Raw genomic sequence first — 14598 nt, 5'->3', positions numbered from 1 at the left:
CGGACGTCCGGTTATTCCGGACGCCGACGGCCTTCACCGCCGCCGGGAGGGGCGCCTTCCGGACGCTTGCCGCGCTGACCCTTCTCGCCGCGCTGTCCGCCCTGACGTTGGGCCGCCTGGCCCGGCAGCTGCACCTTGCCGCCTTCGGTCAGGCGGTCGCCGCCCTCGGTGATGACCTTGTCGCCGACGGCGAGGCCTTGGGTGATCGCCACCTGGGTCGTCGTCGATTGGCCGGTCACGACCTTGGTCTTGGTGACGGTCTGGTCGTCCTTCAGCTTCCAGACGAAGGCGCCGTCCGAGCCCTGGCGCACGGCGGTGGCCGGCACGACCACGGCGTCCTTGAGGGTGTCGAGCTGGATGCGGACATTGACGAACTGGCTGGGGAACAGCTTGCCGCCGCTGTTGGGGAAGCGGGCCTTGCCCTTCACCGTGCCGGTGCCGGTGTCCACGAGGTTGTCCAGCGTCGAGAACGTGCCCTGGTCCAGCGTGTTGACCCGGGTGCGGTCCAGCACAGTCACCGGCAGGGTGGCCCCGCCGAACACCCGCTGCGAGATGCGCGGCACGTCGTCCTGCGGGACGGTGAATTCGACGTCGATCGGCGACAGGGTGGTGATCACCGCCACCCCGCTGGCGTCGCCCGAGGCGATGTAGTTGCCGACGTCGACGACGCGCAGGCCCACGCGGCCGCTGACCGGGGCGACGATGCGCGAGAAGCCGACATTGAGCCTGGCGGTGCCGACGGCGGCGCGGTCGCTCATCACCGTGCCTTCCAGCTGCTTGACGGTGGCGGCCTGGGTGTCGACCTCCTGGCGGGCGATCGAGTCCTGCTCCAGCAGGGTCTGGTAGCGCTTGAGGGTCAGGCGGGCGACGGCCAGCTGGGCCTCGTCGCGGGTCAGGTTGCCCTGGGCCTCCATCAGCGCCATCTGGTACGGCCGCTGGTCGATCTGCACCAGGGTCTGGCCGGCCTGGACCATCTGGCCCTCGCGGAACAGCACCTGGGTGATGACGCCCGAGACCTGCGGCTTGACGGTGACGGTCGCCGCGGGGGTCACCGTGCCCAGCGCCTCGATCACCACCGGCAGGTCGGCCTTGGCCGCCGTGGCCACCGCCACGGTGCTGGCCGGACCGCCGCGACGGCCGCCGCCGGGACCGCCCGGGCCGCCGGGTCCGCCGGGGCCGCCGGGGCCCATGTCGCCGCCGCCCCCGCCACCGCTCAGCAGGGTCCAGGCCAGGACGCCCACCCCGGCCAGCGCGGCCAGGGCGACGGCGCCGCCGATGATCCGCGCCCGGCGGCTGGGCTTGCGGACGGCGAGGGACGGGCGGGGTTCGGTCATGGACGGCCTCTGGGCGCGGACGGTGCGGCGGCGAAGATGGTCGAAAAAGCCGTCGTCCCTGGAGGACCCCGGCGTAAGCGTAAGCGATGCACGAAAAGTCGGGTCGCCGACCCTGGCGACCCGACGCTCAAGCTAAACTGCTAGAGGCGGCATTTGATCCATCGGCCGCCCTGGCCGCGGTACGCGTCGCGCTTGACGTCGTAGGAGCGGTACTTGGCCTTGCAGACGCGCACGTGGCGCGCTTGCTTGCTTTCCTTGCCCGGCTTGGCCTGCTCGTGGCGCGGCGCCGGGGTGTCGTGGCGATCGTGACCCTGGGCGAGGACGGGGCTGGACAGGGCGAGGGCGCCGAGGGCGAGCGCGGTGACGACGACTTTCATGTCGATCTCCAGTGTATTGGGATCGACTGGCTAACAACGTCACGTCGCGACGATGTTGCGGCTTTGAAACGGCTTTAGGCGAACTTGCAACACGCCGTGGCGGGAGTGGGGCGAAGGCCCTGCGTCCTTCGAGGCTCCCCTTCGGGTCGCACCTCAGGATGAGGGGCTCATCGCACTGACTTCCTCATCCTGAGGCGCCCGCGCAAGCGGGCCTCGAAGGACGCAGCAAGCTTCAGCCCCTGATCAGCGCCTCGCGCTCGGCGGGCGTCAGCGGGCGCCAGCGGCCTTCGGGCAGGTCGCCCAGCTCGATCGGGCCGACGCGGTGGCGGAACAGGTCGATGACGTCCAGCTCCACCAGGTCGCACATGCGGCGGATCTGGCGGTTGCGGCCCTCGGTCAGCACGAAGCGCAGGGTCTCCTGGCCCAGGCGGTCGACGACGGCGCGCTTGAGCTTGCGGCCGTCGAGTTCGAGGCCGTGGCGCAGCCAGTCGATCTTCTCGCGGGTCAGCTCGCCGCGAACCCGGACGCGGTATTCCTTCTCCAGCGTCGATTCCGGGCCGATCACGGCTTTCGCCACCACGCCGTCCTCCGAGAGGATCAAGAGGCCGCGCGAGTCCATGTCCAGGCGCCCGACCGGGGCCAGCTTGCTGTCGCGGCCGGGCACGGGGCCGGGCTGGCCGAACTGGGCGGCCCTGGTCAGCAGGCGCACGGCCGGAATCTGCTCGCCCTCGGGCTGGGACGAGACGATGCCGACGGGCTTGTGGATCATCACCGTCATCGCCGCGCCCAGCTTGGCGGTGGCGCCGTCGTTCAGCACCAGGGTCTGGCCGGGCTGGATCTTGCGGCCGGCGTCTTCCACCACCTCGCCGTCGATGGTCACCAGGCCCTGGCCGATCAGGGCCTCGGCCTCGCGGCGCGAGCAGACCCCGCTCTGGGCCAGCCACTTGTTGACGCGCTGAGGCTCGGCCTCGTCGTAGGTGCGGGTCCAGGCCATGGGGTCAGTCGGCTTTCGGGGGATAGGCGTGGGTCTGGCCGCGCGGGTCTTCCACCGCGCCGTCGTCGAGATAGTTGGGGCCGATCGGCACCTTGCCGTGGCCGTCGGGGATGTCGAGCACGTAGGTCGGCTGGCACAGGCCCGAATAGCGGCCGCGGATGGCCTTCATCAGCGCCCGGCCTTCCTCGACCGAGGTGCGCAGGTGGCTGGTGCCGGGGGCGAGATCCCCCTGGTGAAGGTAGTAGGGCTTGATCCGGGTCTCGACCAACGCCCGCATCAGCGCGCCCAGGCTTTCGGGATCGTCGTTGACGCCCTTGAGCAGCACGGTCTGGCCGATCATCGGGATCCCCGCGTCGACCAGGCGCGCGCAGGCGGCGCGGGCGGCCGGCGTCAGTTCGCGGGCGTGGTTGGCGTGCAGGGCGACATAGACCGCCTTGGAGCTCCGCTTCAGCGCCGCGACCAGTTCGGGCGTCACGGCTTGCGGATCGACCGACGGAATACGCGTGTGGAAGCGCACGACCTTGACGTGCTCGATCGCTTCCAGCCGGTCCATCAGGTCGGCGATGCGGCGCGGCGACAGCACGAAGGGGTCGCCGCCGGTGACGATCACCTCCCAGATCTGCGGGCGGGCGGCGACATAGGCGAAGGCCTCGTCCAGCTGCGCCGGCGACAGGGTCGAAAGGCCCTCGGGGCCGACCATCTCGCGCCGGAAGCAGAACCGGCAATAGACCGCGCAGGTGTGGGTGGGTTTCAGCAGCACGCGGTCGGGATAGCGGTGGACGATCCCTTCGACCGGGCTGTGGGCGAAGTCGCCGATCGGGTCTTCGGACTCGGCGGGCAGGGTGACGAGCTCGGCCTCGTTCGCAACGAACTGTCGGGCGATCGGATCGAACGGGTCGGCTTCGTCGATCAGCTGGGCCATGTCGGGCGTGATGGCCACCGCGTACTGGGCGGCCACGCGCTCCAGCGCCGGCAGGCGGTCGGCGGCGACGAGGCCGGCGTCGGCCAGGGCGCTGGCGCTGCGGAGGGTCTTCTTGGCGGCGATCATGATCGCTGCGGGATATGCGCCGAACGGGCGAGGTTGGCAAATCTGGGGATCGGAGCGCTACGATCTCCTTATCTCCCGTCATTCCCGCCCTGGTGGCGGGAAGCCCTCTGTCAGCCGCAGGGGCGGGAGGGGCGGATCGCTGGCGATCCGCTTGCGCTTCAAGTGCGTGCGGAACCAGGGTTTCCCGCCACAGGGGCGGGAATGACGGGAAGAAATACAGGCAGGCGGGGGCGCCCTCACCGCGGGCTGTGGATCGGCACGCTGCCGGGCCAGGGCTCGGGGCTGAAGGGCGAGGAGGGCGCGCGGTCGAGCGCGCCCATCAGGGCGAGCGCCAGGGCGCCGCCGACGAGCAGCAGTTTCATCGTCTTGTTCCTGTTAGGTGCGGTGGCGGAGAAGGGCGGCCGCAGGAAGACGATCTCAAATTCCAGCCGGCTTTACGAACGATGGCTTCTGGCTAAAGTTGTGAGTTCAGCTAACAAGTGAGGTGCGCATGCGACTTCCGCCCTTCGGCTCCCTGGTCGCCCTGGAGGCGGCCTATCGCCATCGCGGCTACAGCCGGGCGGCCGACGAGCTGAACGTCACCCACGGCGCCGTCAGCCAGCAGATCCGCAAACTGGAGGAGGAACTGGGCGCGGTGCTGTTCCGGCGCGAGGGTAACGACATGGCCCCCACGCCCACCGCCCGGCGGCTGGCCGAGCACGTGGCCGAGGCGCTGTCGATCCTCAAGGCCGGCGTGCAGACCGCGCGCCAGACCCTGGCGGGGCCGCTGGTGATCAGCGCCACCTCGGCCTTCGCCAGCCGCTGGCTGGTCACGCGCCTGGCGCGCCTGGCCGCCGACACCGGCGAGGCCGACATGCAACTGCGCATCGAGGACCGCAAGGCCGACCTGCGCACCGACGGCGTCGACATCGCCCTGCGCTTCGGCCGCGGGCCCTGGGAGGGGCTGGAGTCGATCCCGCTGCTGGGCGAGCGGCTGTTTCCGGTCTGCTCGCCGGGCTTTCTGGACCGGCATCCGATGAGCGGTCCGGCGGACCTGCTGACCGTGCCGCTGCTGCGCCACACCGGGGTGCACTGGGCCGTCTGGTTCCGGGGCATGGGCCTGGAGCCGCCGCAGATGATCACCGGCATCGCCTTCGACGACACCTCGGTGATGCTGGACGCCGCCGCGCAGGGCATCGGCGTCGCCCTGGCCCGCGAAGGCCTGTCCGAACGCGATCTGCGCGACGGCCGGCTGGTGCGGCCCTTCGCCGGCGAGGTGGAGGTCGAGACCGGCCACCACGTCGTCTGGCGCGCCGACGCGCCCCGGCTCGCGCGGATCCTCAAGGTGCGCGACTGGCTGCTGGCCGAGGTGGGGCGGGAGGCTTAGCCGCCAATCCCCGCCGTCGTCATCGCGGATAAGCCCTGCGGGCCTTCCGGGATGACGAATTTTAGGAGCGCCGACCTTACTGCCCCGGCGCCCAGTCTGCGCCCGGGATCGTGTTGACCATCCACGGGATGCCGAACCTGTCGGTCAGGCTGCCGTAGCCCGGCGACCAGAAGGTGGGCGCGAACGGCATGCCGACCTTGCCGCCTTCGGACAGGGCCTCGAACACCCGCTTGGCCTCGGCCGCGTCCTGCGTATGGAAGGTGACGTCGAAGCCGTTCTTGGGCTTGTCGATGTTGGGGGCGAACTCGGGCGGCATGTCCGCGCCCATCAGCGACTGGTCGCCGACGTCGAGCCAGGCGTGCATGAGCCAGTCCTTGTATTTCGGGTCGACCGGCATGTCGGCCGGGCCCTCGCCGAACGGAAAGGCGGCGGTGACCTTGCCGCCCAGCACCTGGGCGTAGAACTCGAAGGCCTGGCGGCACTCGCCCTGGAAGCTCAGGCTGGTAACGATCTTCATGGCGTCCTCCCTGGACATGTTTCCCTTGGGGAAACTAGCGCAGGAGAACGACGATCTGTCGACAGCGCGTCAGCGCACGGTCCTGGCCAGGCTTCGCGCGGCGGCCGAGGCCTCGACGACCGGTATCCCGCCCGCCGGGGCGGCCGGCCGGGCGCCTTCGAGCAGAAGGATCTCGTCGGGCCTTCCGTCGTCGCGGGCGCAGTACAGGCCCGAGGCCTCTTCCGTCCGCCAGTGGAAGGCCCAGCCGCGGTTGCGGGTCTGGCCCACCTTGCAGAGGCTAAGCTGGGTGGGGGATTGGCCACGCTGGAACTGGGCGTCGGCAAAGCCCGCGGCGCGAACGGCCTCGCGCGCCTGCGCCCGCCGTCGATCCTGGGCGTCGGGGCCGCAGGCCTGGGCCACGACGGCGATCAGGGCGAGCGCGATCAACACGCGTCGTTGCATCACGTCAAACCTCCGCCACCGGAACCCACAGCACCTCGTCGATGCGCCGCGCGCCGGTGGCCAACAGCGCCAAGCGGTCGAAGCCCAGGGCCGAGCCGGCGGCGGCCGGCATGTGCTCCAGGGCGGCCAGGAAGTCGTCGTCGATGGGATAGCGCTCGCCATAGACGCGCTGCTTCTCGTCCATCTCGGCGACGAACCGGCGGCGCTGTTCGGCCGCGTCGGTGAGTTCGCCAAAAGCGTTGGCCAGCTCGACCCCGCAGGCATAGAGCTCGAAGCGTTCGGCCACGCGCGGATCGCCGGGCTTCGGGCGCGCCAGGGCCGCCTCGGCCGTGGGGTACTCGCACAGCACGGTGGGACGGCCGATCCCGAGATTGGGCTCGACCTTCTCGACGATGACGCGGCTGAACACGTCTGCCCAGGTGTCGTCGGCCGAGACGCGGACGCCCGCCGCCGTGGCCGAGGCCGCCAGGGCGTCGCGGTCGGTCTGTCCGCCTTCGCCCAGGCTGCCCAGCAGGTCGACGCCGGCGTGGCGCATGAAGGCGTCGGCCACCGTCAGCCGTTCGGGCGCGGCGAAGGGATCGCAGTCCAAGCCCCGGAAGCTGAACAGCGTCGTCCCGGCCGTCCGCGCCGCCAGGGCCAGCAGGGCGGCGCAGTCGTCCATCAGGGTCTCGTAGGGCTCGCCGACCCGGTACCACTCCAGCATCGTGAATTCCGGATGGTGCAGGGGGCCGCGCTCCCGGTTCCGCCACACCTTGCCCAGGCTGAAGATCCGCTGCTCGCCCGCCGCCAGCAGCTTCTTACAGGCGAATTCCGGCGAGGTGTGCAGGTGCAGCTCGGCGCGCTCGCCCGACAGCGAGACGGCCTGCGTCGAGAAGGCGTGCAGGTGCGCCTCGTTGCCGGGCGAGACCTGGAGGCAGGCCGCGTCGATCTCCAGGAAGTCGCGGGCCGCGAACCAGTCGCGCACCGCCGCGGTGATCCGGTTGCGGGCCAGCAGGAAGGGGCGGCGGTCCTGGTGCTTGCCGGGGCTCCACCAGGGAGAAGGCGTGGGGGCTGACACTTGGGGCCTCTGGAAGGGGCGAAACGACGGAAGGGCTGGCGATCTAGCCCCGTTCGCTATAGAGGGGCACACGGATTCATCTGCAATACACGCGCGCGCGTTCATCCGCGCCGTCGCCCGATCTTCAAGGACTCTCACGTGAAGGTAGCCGCCAGCTCGCTCCGCAAGGGCGCCGTCGTCGACATGGACGGCAAGCTCTATGTCGTCCTGACCGTCGACAACATCCACCCCGGCAAGGGCACCCCGGTGACCCAGCTCAACATGCGCCGCATCAGCGACGGCGTGAAGGTGTCGGAACGCTACCGCACCACCGAGCAGGTCGAGCGCGCCTTCGTCGACGACCGCAACCACACCTTCCTGTACCAGGACGGCGACGGCTATCACTTCATGAACCCGGAAACCTACGACCAGGTCGTGGCCACCCCGGACGTGATCGGCGACGCCGCGGCCTATCTGCAGGACGGCATGACCGTGATCCTGTCGACCCACGACGACGTGCCGATCGCCATCGACCTGCCGCGCACCGTGGTGCTGGAAGTGGTCGAGACCGAACCGTCGGTGAAGGGCCAGACCGCCAGCTCGTCGTACAAGCCGGCCATCCTCAGCAACGGCATCAAGACCACGGTCCCGCCGTACATCACCACCGGCACCCGGGTCGTGATCCTGACCGAGGACAACTCGTACATGGAACGCGCCAAGGACTGATCGTCCTTCTCGACACGTTCGAAATTGAAGAACCCCGGCGACCGAAAGGCCGCCGGGGTTTTTCTTGGTCGCCGCCCTGGCGCGGCCGCTACTCGGCGGCGGCCGTCTGGGGCGGGGCCAGCCGGGCCAGGGCCTCGGCCACGCCCGCGCCGTAGGCCGGATCGGCCTTGCTGCAATTGGCGACGTGCCGCTGCTGCACGTCGAGGCTGGCGCCGCCCAGCGAGCGGGCGGTGTTGTCGAACAGGGCCTGCTTCTGGCTCGCGTCCATCAGCCGGAACAGGTCGCCCGGCTGCTGGTAGTGGTCGTCGTCGACGCGGTGATCCCAGTGGGCGGCCGCGCCCTCGATCGCCAGCGGCGGCTCGGCCATGTGCGGATGGTCGATCCATTCGCCGCGGCTGTTGGGCCAGTAGGTCGGGGTGGCGCCCAGATTGCCGTCGACCCGCATCGCCCCGTCGCGGTGATAGCTGTGATAGGGGCACTTGGGCGCGTTCACCGGGATGTGCACGTGGTTCACCCCCAGCCGGTAGCGCTGGGCGTCGCCGTACGAGAACAGTCGCGCCTGCAGCATCTTGTCGGGCGAGAAGCCGATGCCCGGCACGATGTTGGCCGGGGTGAAGGCGGCCTGCTCGACCTCGGCGAAGACGTTCTGCGGATTGCGGTTCAGCTCCAGCACGCCCGCCTCGATCAGCGGGAACTCGCCCTTGGGCCAGACCTTGGTCAGGTCGAACGGGTTGAAGCGGAAGGCCTTGGCCTGGGCGTCGGTCATGATCTGGACGTAGAGCGTCCAGCGCGGGAACTCGCCGCGCTCGATGGCCTCGAACAGGTCGCGCTGGCTGCTTTCGCGGTCCTTGCCGACCAGCACCTCGGCCTCGCCGTCGGTCAGGTTCTCGATCGGCTGCTGGCTGCGGAAGTGGAATTTCACCCAGGTTCGCTCGTTGGCGGCGTCGAGGAAGCTGAAGGTGTGGCTGCCGAAGCCGTGCATGTGGCGATAGCCGCGCGGCAGGCCGCGCTCGCTCATCACGATCGTCACCTGGTGCAGGGCCTCGGGCAGCAGGGTCCAGAAGTCCCAGTTGTTCTGGGCGCTGCGCATGCCCGTGCGCGGGTCGCGCTTGACCGCGTGGTTGAGGTCGGGGAAGCGCAGAGGGTCGCGGAAGAAGAACACCGGGGTGTTGTTGCCGACGAGGTCCCAGTTGCCCTCCTCGGTGTAGAACTTCACCGCGAAGCCGCGGATGTCGCGCTCGGCGTCGGCCGCCCCGCGCTCGCCGGCCACGGTCGAGAAGCGCAGGAACACCGGCGTCTCCTTGCCCACCTCCGAGAACAGCCTGGCCTTGGTGAAGCGGGTGATGTCGCCGGTCACCGTGAAGGTCCCGTAGGCGCCCGAGCCCTTGGCGTGCATCCGCCGCTCGGGGATCACCTCGCGGTCGAAATGGGCCAGCTTCTCGAGCAGCCAGATGTCCTGCAGCAGGGCCGGACCGCGCGGGCCGGCGGTCTCGATGTTGACGTTGTCCTGCACGGGCGCGCCGTTGGCGCGGGAAAAACGGGCGTCCGACATGGCGGTCTCCGGGGGCGTTGCGTGGCGGCGAGCCTCGCCGATGGCGCCGGTCGGGGGCTTGAACGATCGCGTCGTTCAGAAGGTGCAAGCCGGGGCCCCCTCCGGCCCTCCGGGCCACCTCCCCCTGTGGGGGAGGATCTATCGCGCCCAGATGCTCCCCTTCTGGGGGAGCTGTCGCGGAGCGACTGAGGGGGAGGGGGTGCGACACCGTCGCCGACAAAATTCAGCCTCGCCCTCTTGATTGAGTGTTATGTAATAACATCTAAGTCGCCCCGACCGTTCGCTACCGGAGTACCCCATGGCCCGCCACACCCACCTGCAACGGGGTCTAGACGGCGCTGCGATCGGCCTTTCGGGGCTCTGCCTGGTGCACTGCCTGGCCGTTCCGGCCATGGCCGCCCTGCTGCCGCTGGCGGCGAACCTGTCGCACGCCGAGTGGCTGCACCCGCTGTTCCTGGCCATGGCCGCGCCGATCTCGGTCTTCGCCCTGGCGCGTTCGGGCAACTGGCGTCGGCCGGGCATGGTGGCCCTGGCGGCCGCCGGCCTGTCGCTGATGGCGGCCGGCGCCTTCGCGCCGATGGCCGACTGGGCCGAAGCCGCCCTGACCAGCCTGGGCGGGCTGGCGCTGGCCGGCGTCCACCTGTTCAACGCCCGGATCTGTTCGTGCGCCGAGCAGGCCGAACTGGAGCCGGCCGCACAAGGCTGAGCCCGCTTTCGCAACGGTCGAGGCTGAGCTATCGTCGCAACTGAAAAGACAGTCGCGAGGTCCGCCCATGAAGTCCGCGTCCTTCATCGCCTGCGCCGCCCTGGTTCTCGGCGCCGCGCCCGCCCTGGCCGACAATGGCCAGGTCTTCGACCACGCCGCCCAGCAAGCCGCCTATTCGAGCATGCTGCCGCGCGACAACGCCCGCCAGTGCTTCAACGGCGCGGTGATCGCCGGGGCCAACCGCGCCGGCGCCAAGACGGTCTATGTCCAGTCGACCCAGGGCATCTATCAGCTGAGCCTGGCCAGCGACTGCGACGGCCTGAACGCCGCCGAGAAGATCAACGTCCGCTCCAGCGGCAGCGACCTGGTCTGCCCCGGCGAGATGGCCGACGTCGTCGCCAAGACCGCGGCCGGTCCGCAGCATTGCCGCGTGTCCGAGGTGCGTCGCCTCAGCTCCGGCGAGATCAAGGCGCTGTCCACGGCCAGCCGTCGCTAGGGTCTGGCCTCAATTGGCGTGCAAAGAAACGTGTCTTCCCGGCCGGAGGAGCGCGTCAGCGATCCGTAGAGCCGGGATCTCCCACGTTGGCAGGTTCGAAAACTGTGGGAGATCCCGGCGCTCCGCTGCGCTGCGGCCGGGATGACAACTGCTATAAGCTATTGAAACAGATAACTCATTGCCCTCGGCCAATTGAGTACCGTCGCTAGGCCGCCGCCTCAGCCTTCATCCAGGAACGCCGCGACCCAGAAGAACGGGGCGTTCCAGTTCACCGCCACCTCGTTCTGGGTGAAGGCGTCGATGCTGTCGGTCCAGCAGGTCTGGGCGGCGCACTTGCCTTCCATCTTCCTGGCCACGTCGTCGCTGAACGCGGTGTTGTTGGGGCCGCCCGAGATCACGCCGGGCGGCGGGGCGGGGTACTTGCCCTTGCCCGCCCAGAAGCGGTGGTGCGGATGCTTCATCGGCCGCGCGCCCCAACCAGTGACGTAGGACTGGTCCAGCGGATTGCGGCCCAGCACGTAGTCCATGGCGTCGGCGGCGGCCTGGCGATAGGCGGCCTTGCCGGTGAAGTCGTAGGCCAGGCCCAGCACCATGGCGCGGTTCATGATCACGCCGTTCGAGCCCCACACATAGCGCGTCCCCGCGTCCGGCAGGCGATAGCCGGCCTGCTGGTCTTCGGCGGCGTACTTGTCGGCGGCGGTCGTCACGCCCGCGCGGGCGGCCTGGCGCACCGACGCCGGGACCTTGTCCGACAGGGCCAGCGAGATCACCCCCAGCGTCGAGGTCGAGCCCCAGCCGGGCGCCTCTGACGCCTTGCCGGCGGCGGGCATGTAGGGCGAGGCCTGCACGACCTCGCCATAAGCCGCCTCGCCGGTGGTCGCCCACAGTTCGGCCGCCGCCCAGAACAGTTCGTCGGAAAGTTCGCCGTCGCCATAGCCGCCGCCGCCGTTGAACTGGCTGTGGGCGTAGATCTCCGGATTGCGCCGCGCCGCGTCGAAAGCGGCGCGGGCGACCTTCAGGCAGCGGGCTGAGAAGGCCGGGTCGACGTCCTTCCAGACCCGCGCGCACTGGGCGGCGACGGCCGCCAGGTTCAGGGTCGCGCCGGTGGTCGGGTGGAACAGGTAGCGCGGCGCCGGATCCTCGTGCGGGGCGGTCGGGATCCCGGTCCAGTAGGCGTCGGTCAGCTTCTGGTGGGCCATGCCCGAAGCGTCGACGTCGGTCAGCGCCAGCGGCCCCTGGCCCTGCTTGCCGACCGGCAGGGCCATGGTCGTTCCTGGCGGAACCTGCATGCGCAGCAGGAACTCCAGCTCCCAGCGGGCTTCGTCCAGCAGGTCTGAGACGCCGTTGCCGGCCTCGGGAATGCGCTGGGCGCCGTCGGCGAAGTCGGGCGTCTTGCCCCGGGCCGCCAGGCGCTCGTGATAGTTCACCAGCGTCCAGACGGCGATGCCGCCGTTGACGACGTACTTGCCGTGGTCGCCGGCGTCGTACCAGCCCTTGCTGGCGTTCAGCTCATAGCCGCAGCCGGCCCAGACCTGGCCGCGCTGGTCCTGGCCGTTGAAGCAGGTGGCGCGGTCGGGCGCGTGGGCCGCGGGGCGGGCCAGTTTCGGATCGTCGCCGTTCCTGGCCTCGATCGCGATCCCGCTGCGGTTCTGGTAGAAGAAGGCCAGGGCGTCGCGCTTCAGCCGCGCATAGGGATGGGCGTCGACCGCGAACGGCCGGCTGGCCCGCTGGCCCACCTTCAGGCGATAGCCGTAACCGGCCGGCGCGGCCGAGAAGTCGATCTGATGCAGGCTTTCGCCCGAGGCCGCGTCGGGACCGACCACGCGGGTCTGGCCCTTGGCGATGACGTGGCCGTCCTTGTCCTCCAGCGTCCAGGCCAGGGGCGCGGTCGAGGCCTCCGGCAGCACGGCCAGCTTGCCCGCGCTTTCCAGCACGCCGACCTGGTTCAGGCGGATCGGGGCGAGCGGTTCGGCCGCGAGGCTGGGCGAGGCGAGGGCGATCAGCGCGGTCGCCGCCAGCAGGGCGGGCATCGAACGGTGCGGCAAGGGCTTCCTCCGGGACGCGAAACAGATGGACGTCTTTGCGCGTCCCGGCGAGACCCTAGGCGATATCTGACAGCGTTGTCACGTGTGGGTGGGGATCCAGCGCGCGGTCCCGGCGGAACGTGCGCGCCGGTCGGCGCCTGGGGTCTGGACTCAACGGGCATGCAAAGAAGCGTGTCTTCCCGGCCGGAGGCGCGCGCCAGCGAACCGTAGAGCCGGGATCTCCCACGTCGGCAGGTTCTGAACTGTGGGAGATCCCGACGCTACGCTGCGCTGCGGCCGGGATGACAACCGCCATAAGTTACCGAAACAGATGACTTGTCGCCCTCGGCCGATTGCGTACCGACCCTAGTAGCCCACGAACGGCAGCGAGGAGTGGTGGACGATGATCCGCAGCGCGCCGCGCTCGTCCTTCTTGAACACCCAGGTCTTGTCGACCACGGTCGGATTGCCGTCGGCGTCGCGCAGTTCCAGCCGGCCCATGGTGCTGGCGACCGCGCCGTTGATCTGGATGCCGACCGGCTTGTAGGTCACGCTGCGCCACGGCAGCAGGGCGAAGCCGTCGTCATAGGGATAGGCTTTGTCGTGGCCGACGAAATAGGCCATGGCGCCGACCTTGTTCTTGCGGAAGGTCTGGGGCTCGCGGGTCAGCGTCGGCTTGAACAGCACCGGACCCAGGTCATAGCCGTAGGCCTTGTCGATGAAGGCGCTGGCGACGGCCTTGGCCTTCTCGAAGTTGTTCTCGTTACCGTCATAGGCGACCGAGATCGACACCAGGCCCTTGCCCCAGGCTTCCGCCGCGGCGATGACCTCGGCCTCTGAGATCCGCGGGGTGATCGGCTGGGTGACGCCGGAAGCGGGCGAGGCCGCGACGGCGGCCAGGGCGACCGCCGAGGCGATCAGGGAGCGGCGAGTGGTCAGGGTCATCGGGTCGTACCTCCACGGATGGGCGGCGGCCGACACGGACCGCGCGCGGTTGGCTGGACGCGGACGCGGACTGGCTACTGGGTCTTTCGGGCGCGACGGGCGACCTCGAAGACGGGGTGGCGCTGTGGGGGAGACGGCCGGGCCGCCCGTTCGGAAACGGGCGCGCCGGCGCCGGCGTGACGTGGTGGTCGCCCCCCGAAGGCGCCGCCGGCACCTTCGGGAGAATTCATCAGTTTTGCAATCTATGAATGTATCGTGCGCGGCTGCACCCAGTGCGTATCGCTAGGCGAGGGGGCTGCTCATCCTCAGCCAGCGCACGTCGAGCTCGCCGTCCAGATAGTCGGCGCGGTCGGCCAGGAAGCCGATGATGTAGGGCTCCTCGAAATGCCGCATCAGCGCGGCCCGGTCGCTCCAGGCCTCGTAGAAGACGAAGAGGTCGCGATCGGCGCGGTCGCGATGGACGTGATAGGCCAGACAGCCCGCCTCCTGGCGCGTCGGCGCCACCAGCGACACCAGTCGCGCCTCCAGCTGGTCGGCCATGCCGGGACGGGCGCGGGCCGAGCCCGCCAGGGCGTAGGGGCCGGTCTCGTCGGCGTCCGGCAGGGGCGGACCAAAGGGGGTGTTGGACATGGCGAACCTCATAGGTAAGGATATGTCCTTACCTAAAGCTCTTTGAAGGTATGGTTCAATCCTTACCTTTGTCATGGAGATCCGATGCCCGACGCCGAAGGCCACCCCGAACCGCACGAGATGCAATTGGGCGCCCTGCTGGCCGCCCTGGCCGATCCGCAGCGGCGCCGCGTGATCGCAGAACTGGTGCGCGCCGAGCCGCTGACCGAGCGCACCTGCGTCTCCTTCGGCCTGCCGGTCAGCAAGGCTTCGCTGACCCATCACTTCCGGGTGCTGCGCGAGGCCGGCCTGATCCGCCAGGTCGACCGCGGCAACAGCCGGGCGGCCCAACTGCGCCGCGACGAGATCGAGGCGCGCTTTCCCGGCCTGCTGGCCCTGGTCGCAGCCGAGGACGGCGCCCTCTAGA

Annotated in this window: 17 protein-coding genes; 5 read left to right on the top strand and 12 right to left on the bottom strand. The window is 69.8% G+C overall.

Translation table 11 applies throughout. The annotated features are described in order from the left end of the window. Positions 1-11: 11 nt before the first annotated feature. The 5 genes from G5B46_RS16870 to G5B46_RS24735 all read right to left on the bottom strand — a co-directional run bounded on the left by G5B46_RS16870 (position 12) and on the right by G5B46_RS24735 (position 4115). Positions 12-1334: an efflux RND transporter periplasmic adaptor subunit gene (locus G5B46_RS16870; protein WP_165260563.1), complete on the bottom strand. Its 1323-nt coding sequence runs from the start codon at positions 1332-1334 to the stop codon at positions 12-14. Between the two features lie 140 nt (positions 1335-1474). Then, complete coding sequence (locus G5B46_RS16865) at positions 1475-1711, bottom strand: BA14K family protein (RefSeq protein WP_165260561.1); 237 nt, start codon at positions 1709-1711, stop codon at positions 1475-1477. 232 nt (positions 1712-1943) lie between these two features. Continuing rightward, complete coding sequence (locus tag G5B46_RS16860) at positions 1944-2705, bottom strand: pseudouridine synthase (protein WP_165260559.1); 762 nt, start codon at positions 2703-2705, stop codon at positions 1944-1946. Positions 2706-2709: 4 nt separating this feature from the next. Beyond that, the gene (locus G5B46_RS16855) at positions 2710-3750 is read right to left on the bottom strand and encodes a lysine-2,3-aminomutase-like protein (protein WP_165260595.1); all 1041 of its coding nucleotides are present in this window, start codon (positions 3748-3750) and stop codon (positions 2710-2712) included. Between the two features lie 239 nt (positions 3751-3989). Next, complete coding sequence (locus G5B46_RS24735; RefSeq protein ID WP_276308972.1) at positions 3990-4115, bottom strand: hypothetical protein; 126 nt, start codon at positions 4113-4115, stop codon at positions 3990-3992. A 128-nt stretch (positions 4116-4243) separates the two neighbouring features. Between G5B46_RS24735 and G5B46_RS16850 the strand changes: the two genes are divergently transcribed. Further along, a complete protein-coding gene (locus tag G5B46_RS16850; RefSeq protein ID WP_165260557.1) occupies positions 4244-5119 on the top strand; it encodes a LysR substrate-binding domain-containing protein in 876 nt (291 codons plus the stop codon). A 76-nt stretch (positions 5120-5195) separates the two neighbouring features. On the opposite strand, the gene G5B46_RS16845 is transcribed toward G5B46_RS16850, so the two are convergent. From G5B46_RS16845 to epmA, 3 genes are all read right to left on the bottom strand, one after another. Then, complete coding sequence (locus tag G5B46_RS16845; protein WP_165260555.1) at positions 5196-5636, bottom strand: VOC family protein; 441 nt, start codon at positions 5634-5636, stop codon at positions 5196-5198. A gap of 69 nt (positions 5637-5705) precedes the next feature. Next, a complete protein-coding gene (locus G5B46_RS16840; RefSeq protein ID WP_165260553.1) occupies positions 5706-6080 on the bottom strand; it encodes a hypothetical protein in 375 nt (124 codons plus the stop codon). A 1-nt stretch (position 6081) separates the two neighbouring features. Next, on the bottom strand, positions 6082-7134 hold the full coding sequence (gene epmA, locus G5B46_RS16835; protein ID WP_165260551.1) for an EF-P lysine aminoacylase EpmA: 1053 nt from the start codon (positions 7132-7134) through the stop codon (positions 6082-6084). 138 nt (positions 7135-7272) lie between these two features. On the opposite strand from epmA, the gene efp reads away from it, so the two are divergent. Further along, the gene (efp, locus tag G5B46_RS16830) at positions 7273-7839 is read left to right on the top strand and encodes an elongation factor P (RefSeq protein ID WP_165260549.1); all 567 of its coding nucleotides are present in this window, start codon (positions 7273-7275) and stop codon (positions 7837-7839) included. Between the two features lie 88 nt (positions 7840-7927). Here efp and G5B46_RS16825 read toward each other — a convergent pair whose 3' ends face one another. After that, entirely contained in the window at positions 7928-9391 is a 1464-nt protein-coding gene (locus G5B46_RS16825) for a catalase (RefSeq protein ID WP_165260547.1), read from the bottom strand. Positions 9392-9689: 298 nt separating this feature from the next. On the opposite strand from G5B46_RS16825, the gene G5B46_RS16820 reads away from it, so the two are divergent. Further along, positions 9690-10097, top strand: coding sequence for a MerC domain-containing protein (locus G5B46_RS16820; RefSeq protein ID WP_165260545.1), 408 nt, complete (start codon positions 9690-9692; stop codon positions 10095-10097). A 67-nt stretch (positions 10098-10164) separates the two neighbouring features. Next, a complete protein-coding gene (locus tag G5B46_RS16815; RefSeq protein ID WP_165260543.1) occupies positions 10165-10593 on the top strand; it encodes a DUF6491 family protein in 429 nt (142 codons plus the stop codon). 218 nt (positions 10594-10811) lie between these two features. Here the strand turns inward: G5B46_RS16815 and G5B46_RS16810 are convergent, their stop codons facing one another. The 3 genes from G5B46_RS16810 to G5B46_RS16800 form a co-directional block, all read right to left on the bottom strand. Next, positions 10812-12638: a glycoside hydrolase family 9 protein gene (locus tag G5B46_RS16810; protein WP_205691724.1), complete on the bottom strand. Its 1827-nt coding sequence runs from the start codon at positions 12636-12638 to the stop codon at positions 10812-10814. Between the two features lie 345 nt (positions 12639-12983). After that, entirely contained in the window at positions 12984-13562 is a 579-nt protein-coding gene (locus tag G5B46_RS16805; protein ID WP_165260541.1) for a hypothetical protein, read from the bottom strand. Positions 13563-13844: 282 nt separating this feature from the next. Further along, positions 13845-14192, bottom strand: coding sequence for a putative quinol monooxygenase (locus tag G5B46_RS16800; RefSeq protein ID WP_165260539.1), 348 nt, complete (start codon positions 14190-14192; stop codon positions 13845-13847). An 84-nt stretch (positions 14193-14276) separates the two neighbouring features. Here G5B46_RS16800 and G5B46_RS16795 point away from each other — a divergent pair, with 84 nt between their 5' ends. After that, complete coding sequence (locus G5B46_RS16795; RefSeq protein ID WP_165260537.1) at positions 14277-14597, top strand: helix-turn-helix domain-containing protein; 321 nt, start codon at positions 14277-14279, stop codon at positions 14595-14597. The last annotated feature ends 1 nt before the right edge of the window (position 14598 follow it).

Source organism: Caulobacter sp. 602-2 (genome assembly GCF_011043625.1).
Lineage (GTDB): Bacteria > Pseudomonadota > Alphaproteobacteria > Caulobacterales > Caulobacteraceae > Caulobacter.
Note: the sequence above shows the minus strand (reverse complement) of the source record. Positions and strands in the feature narration are given on the sequence as shown.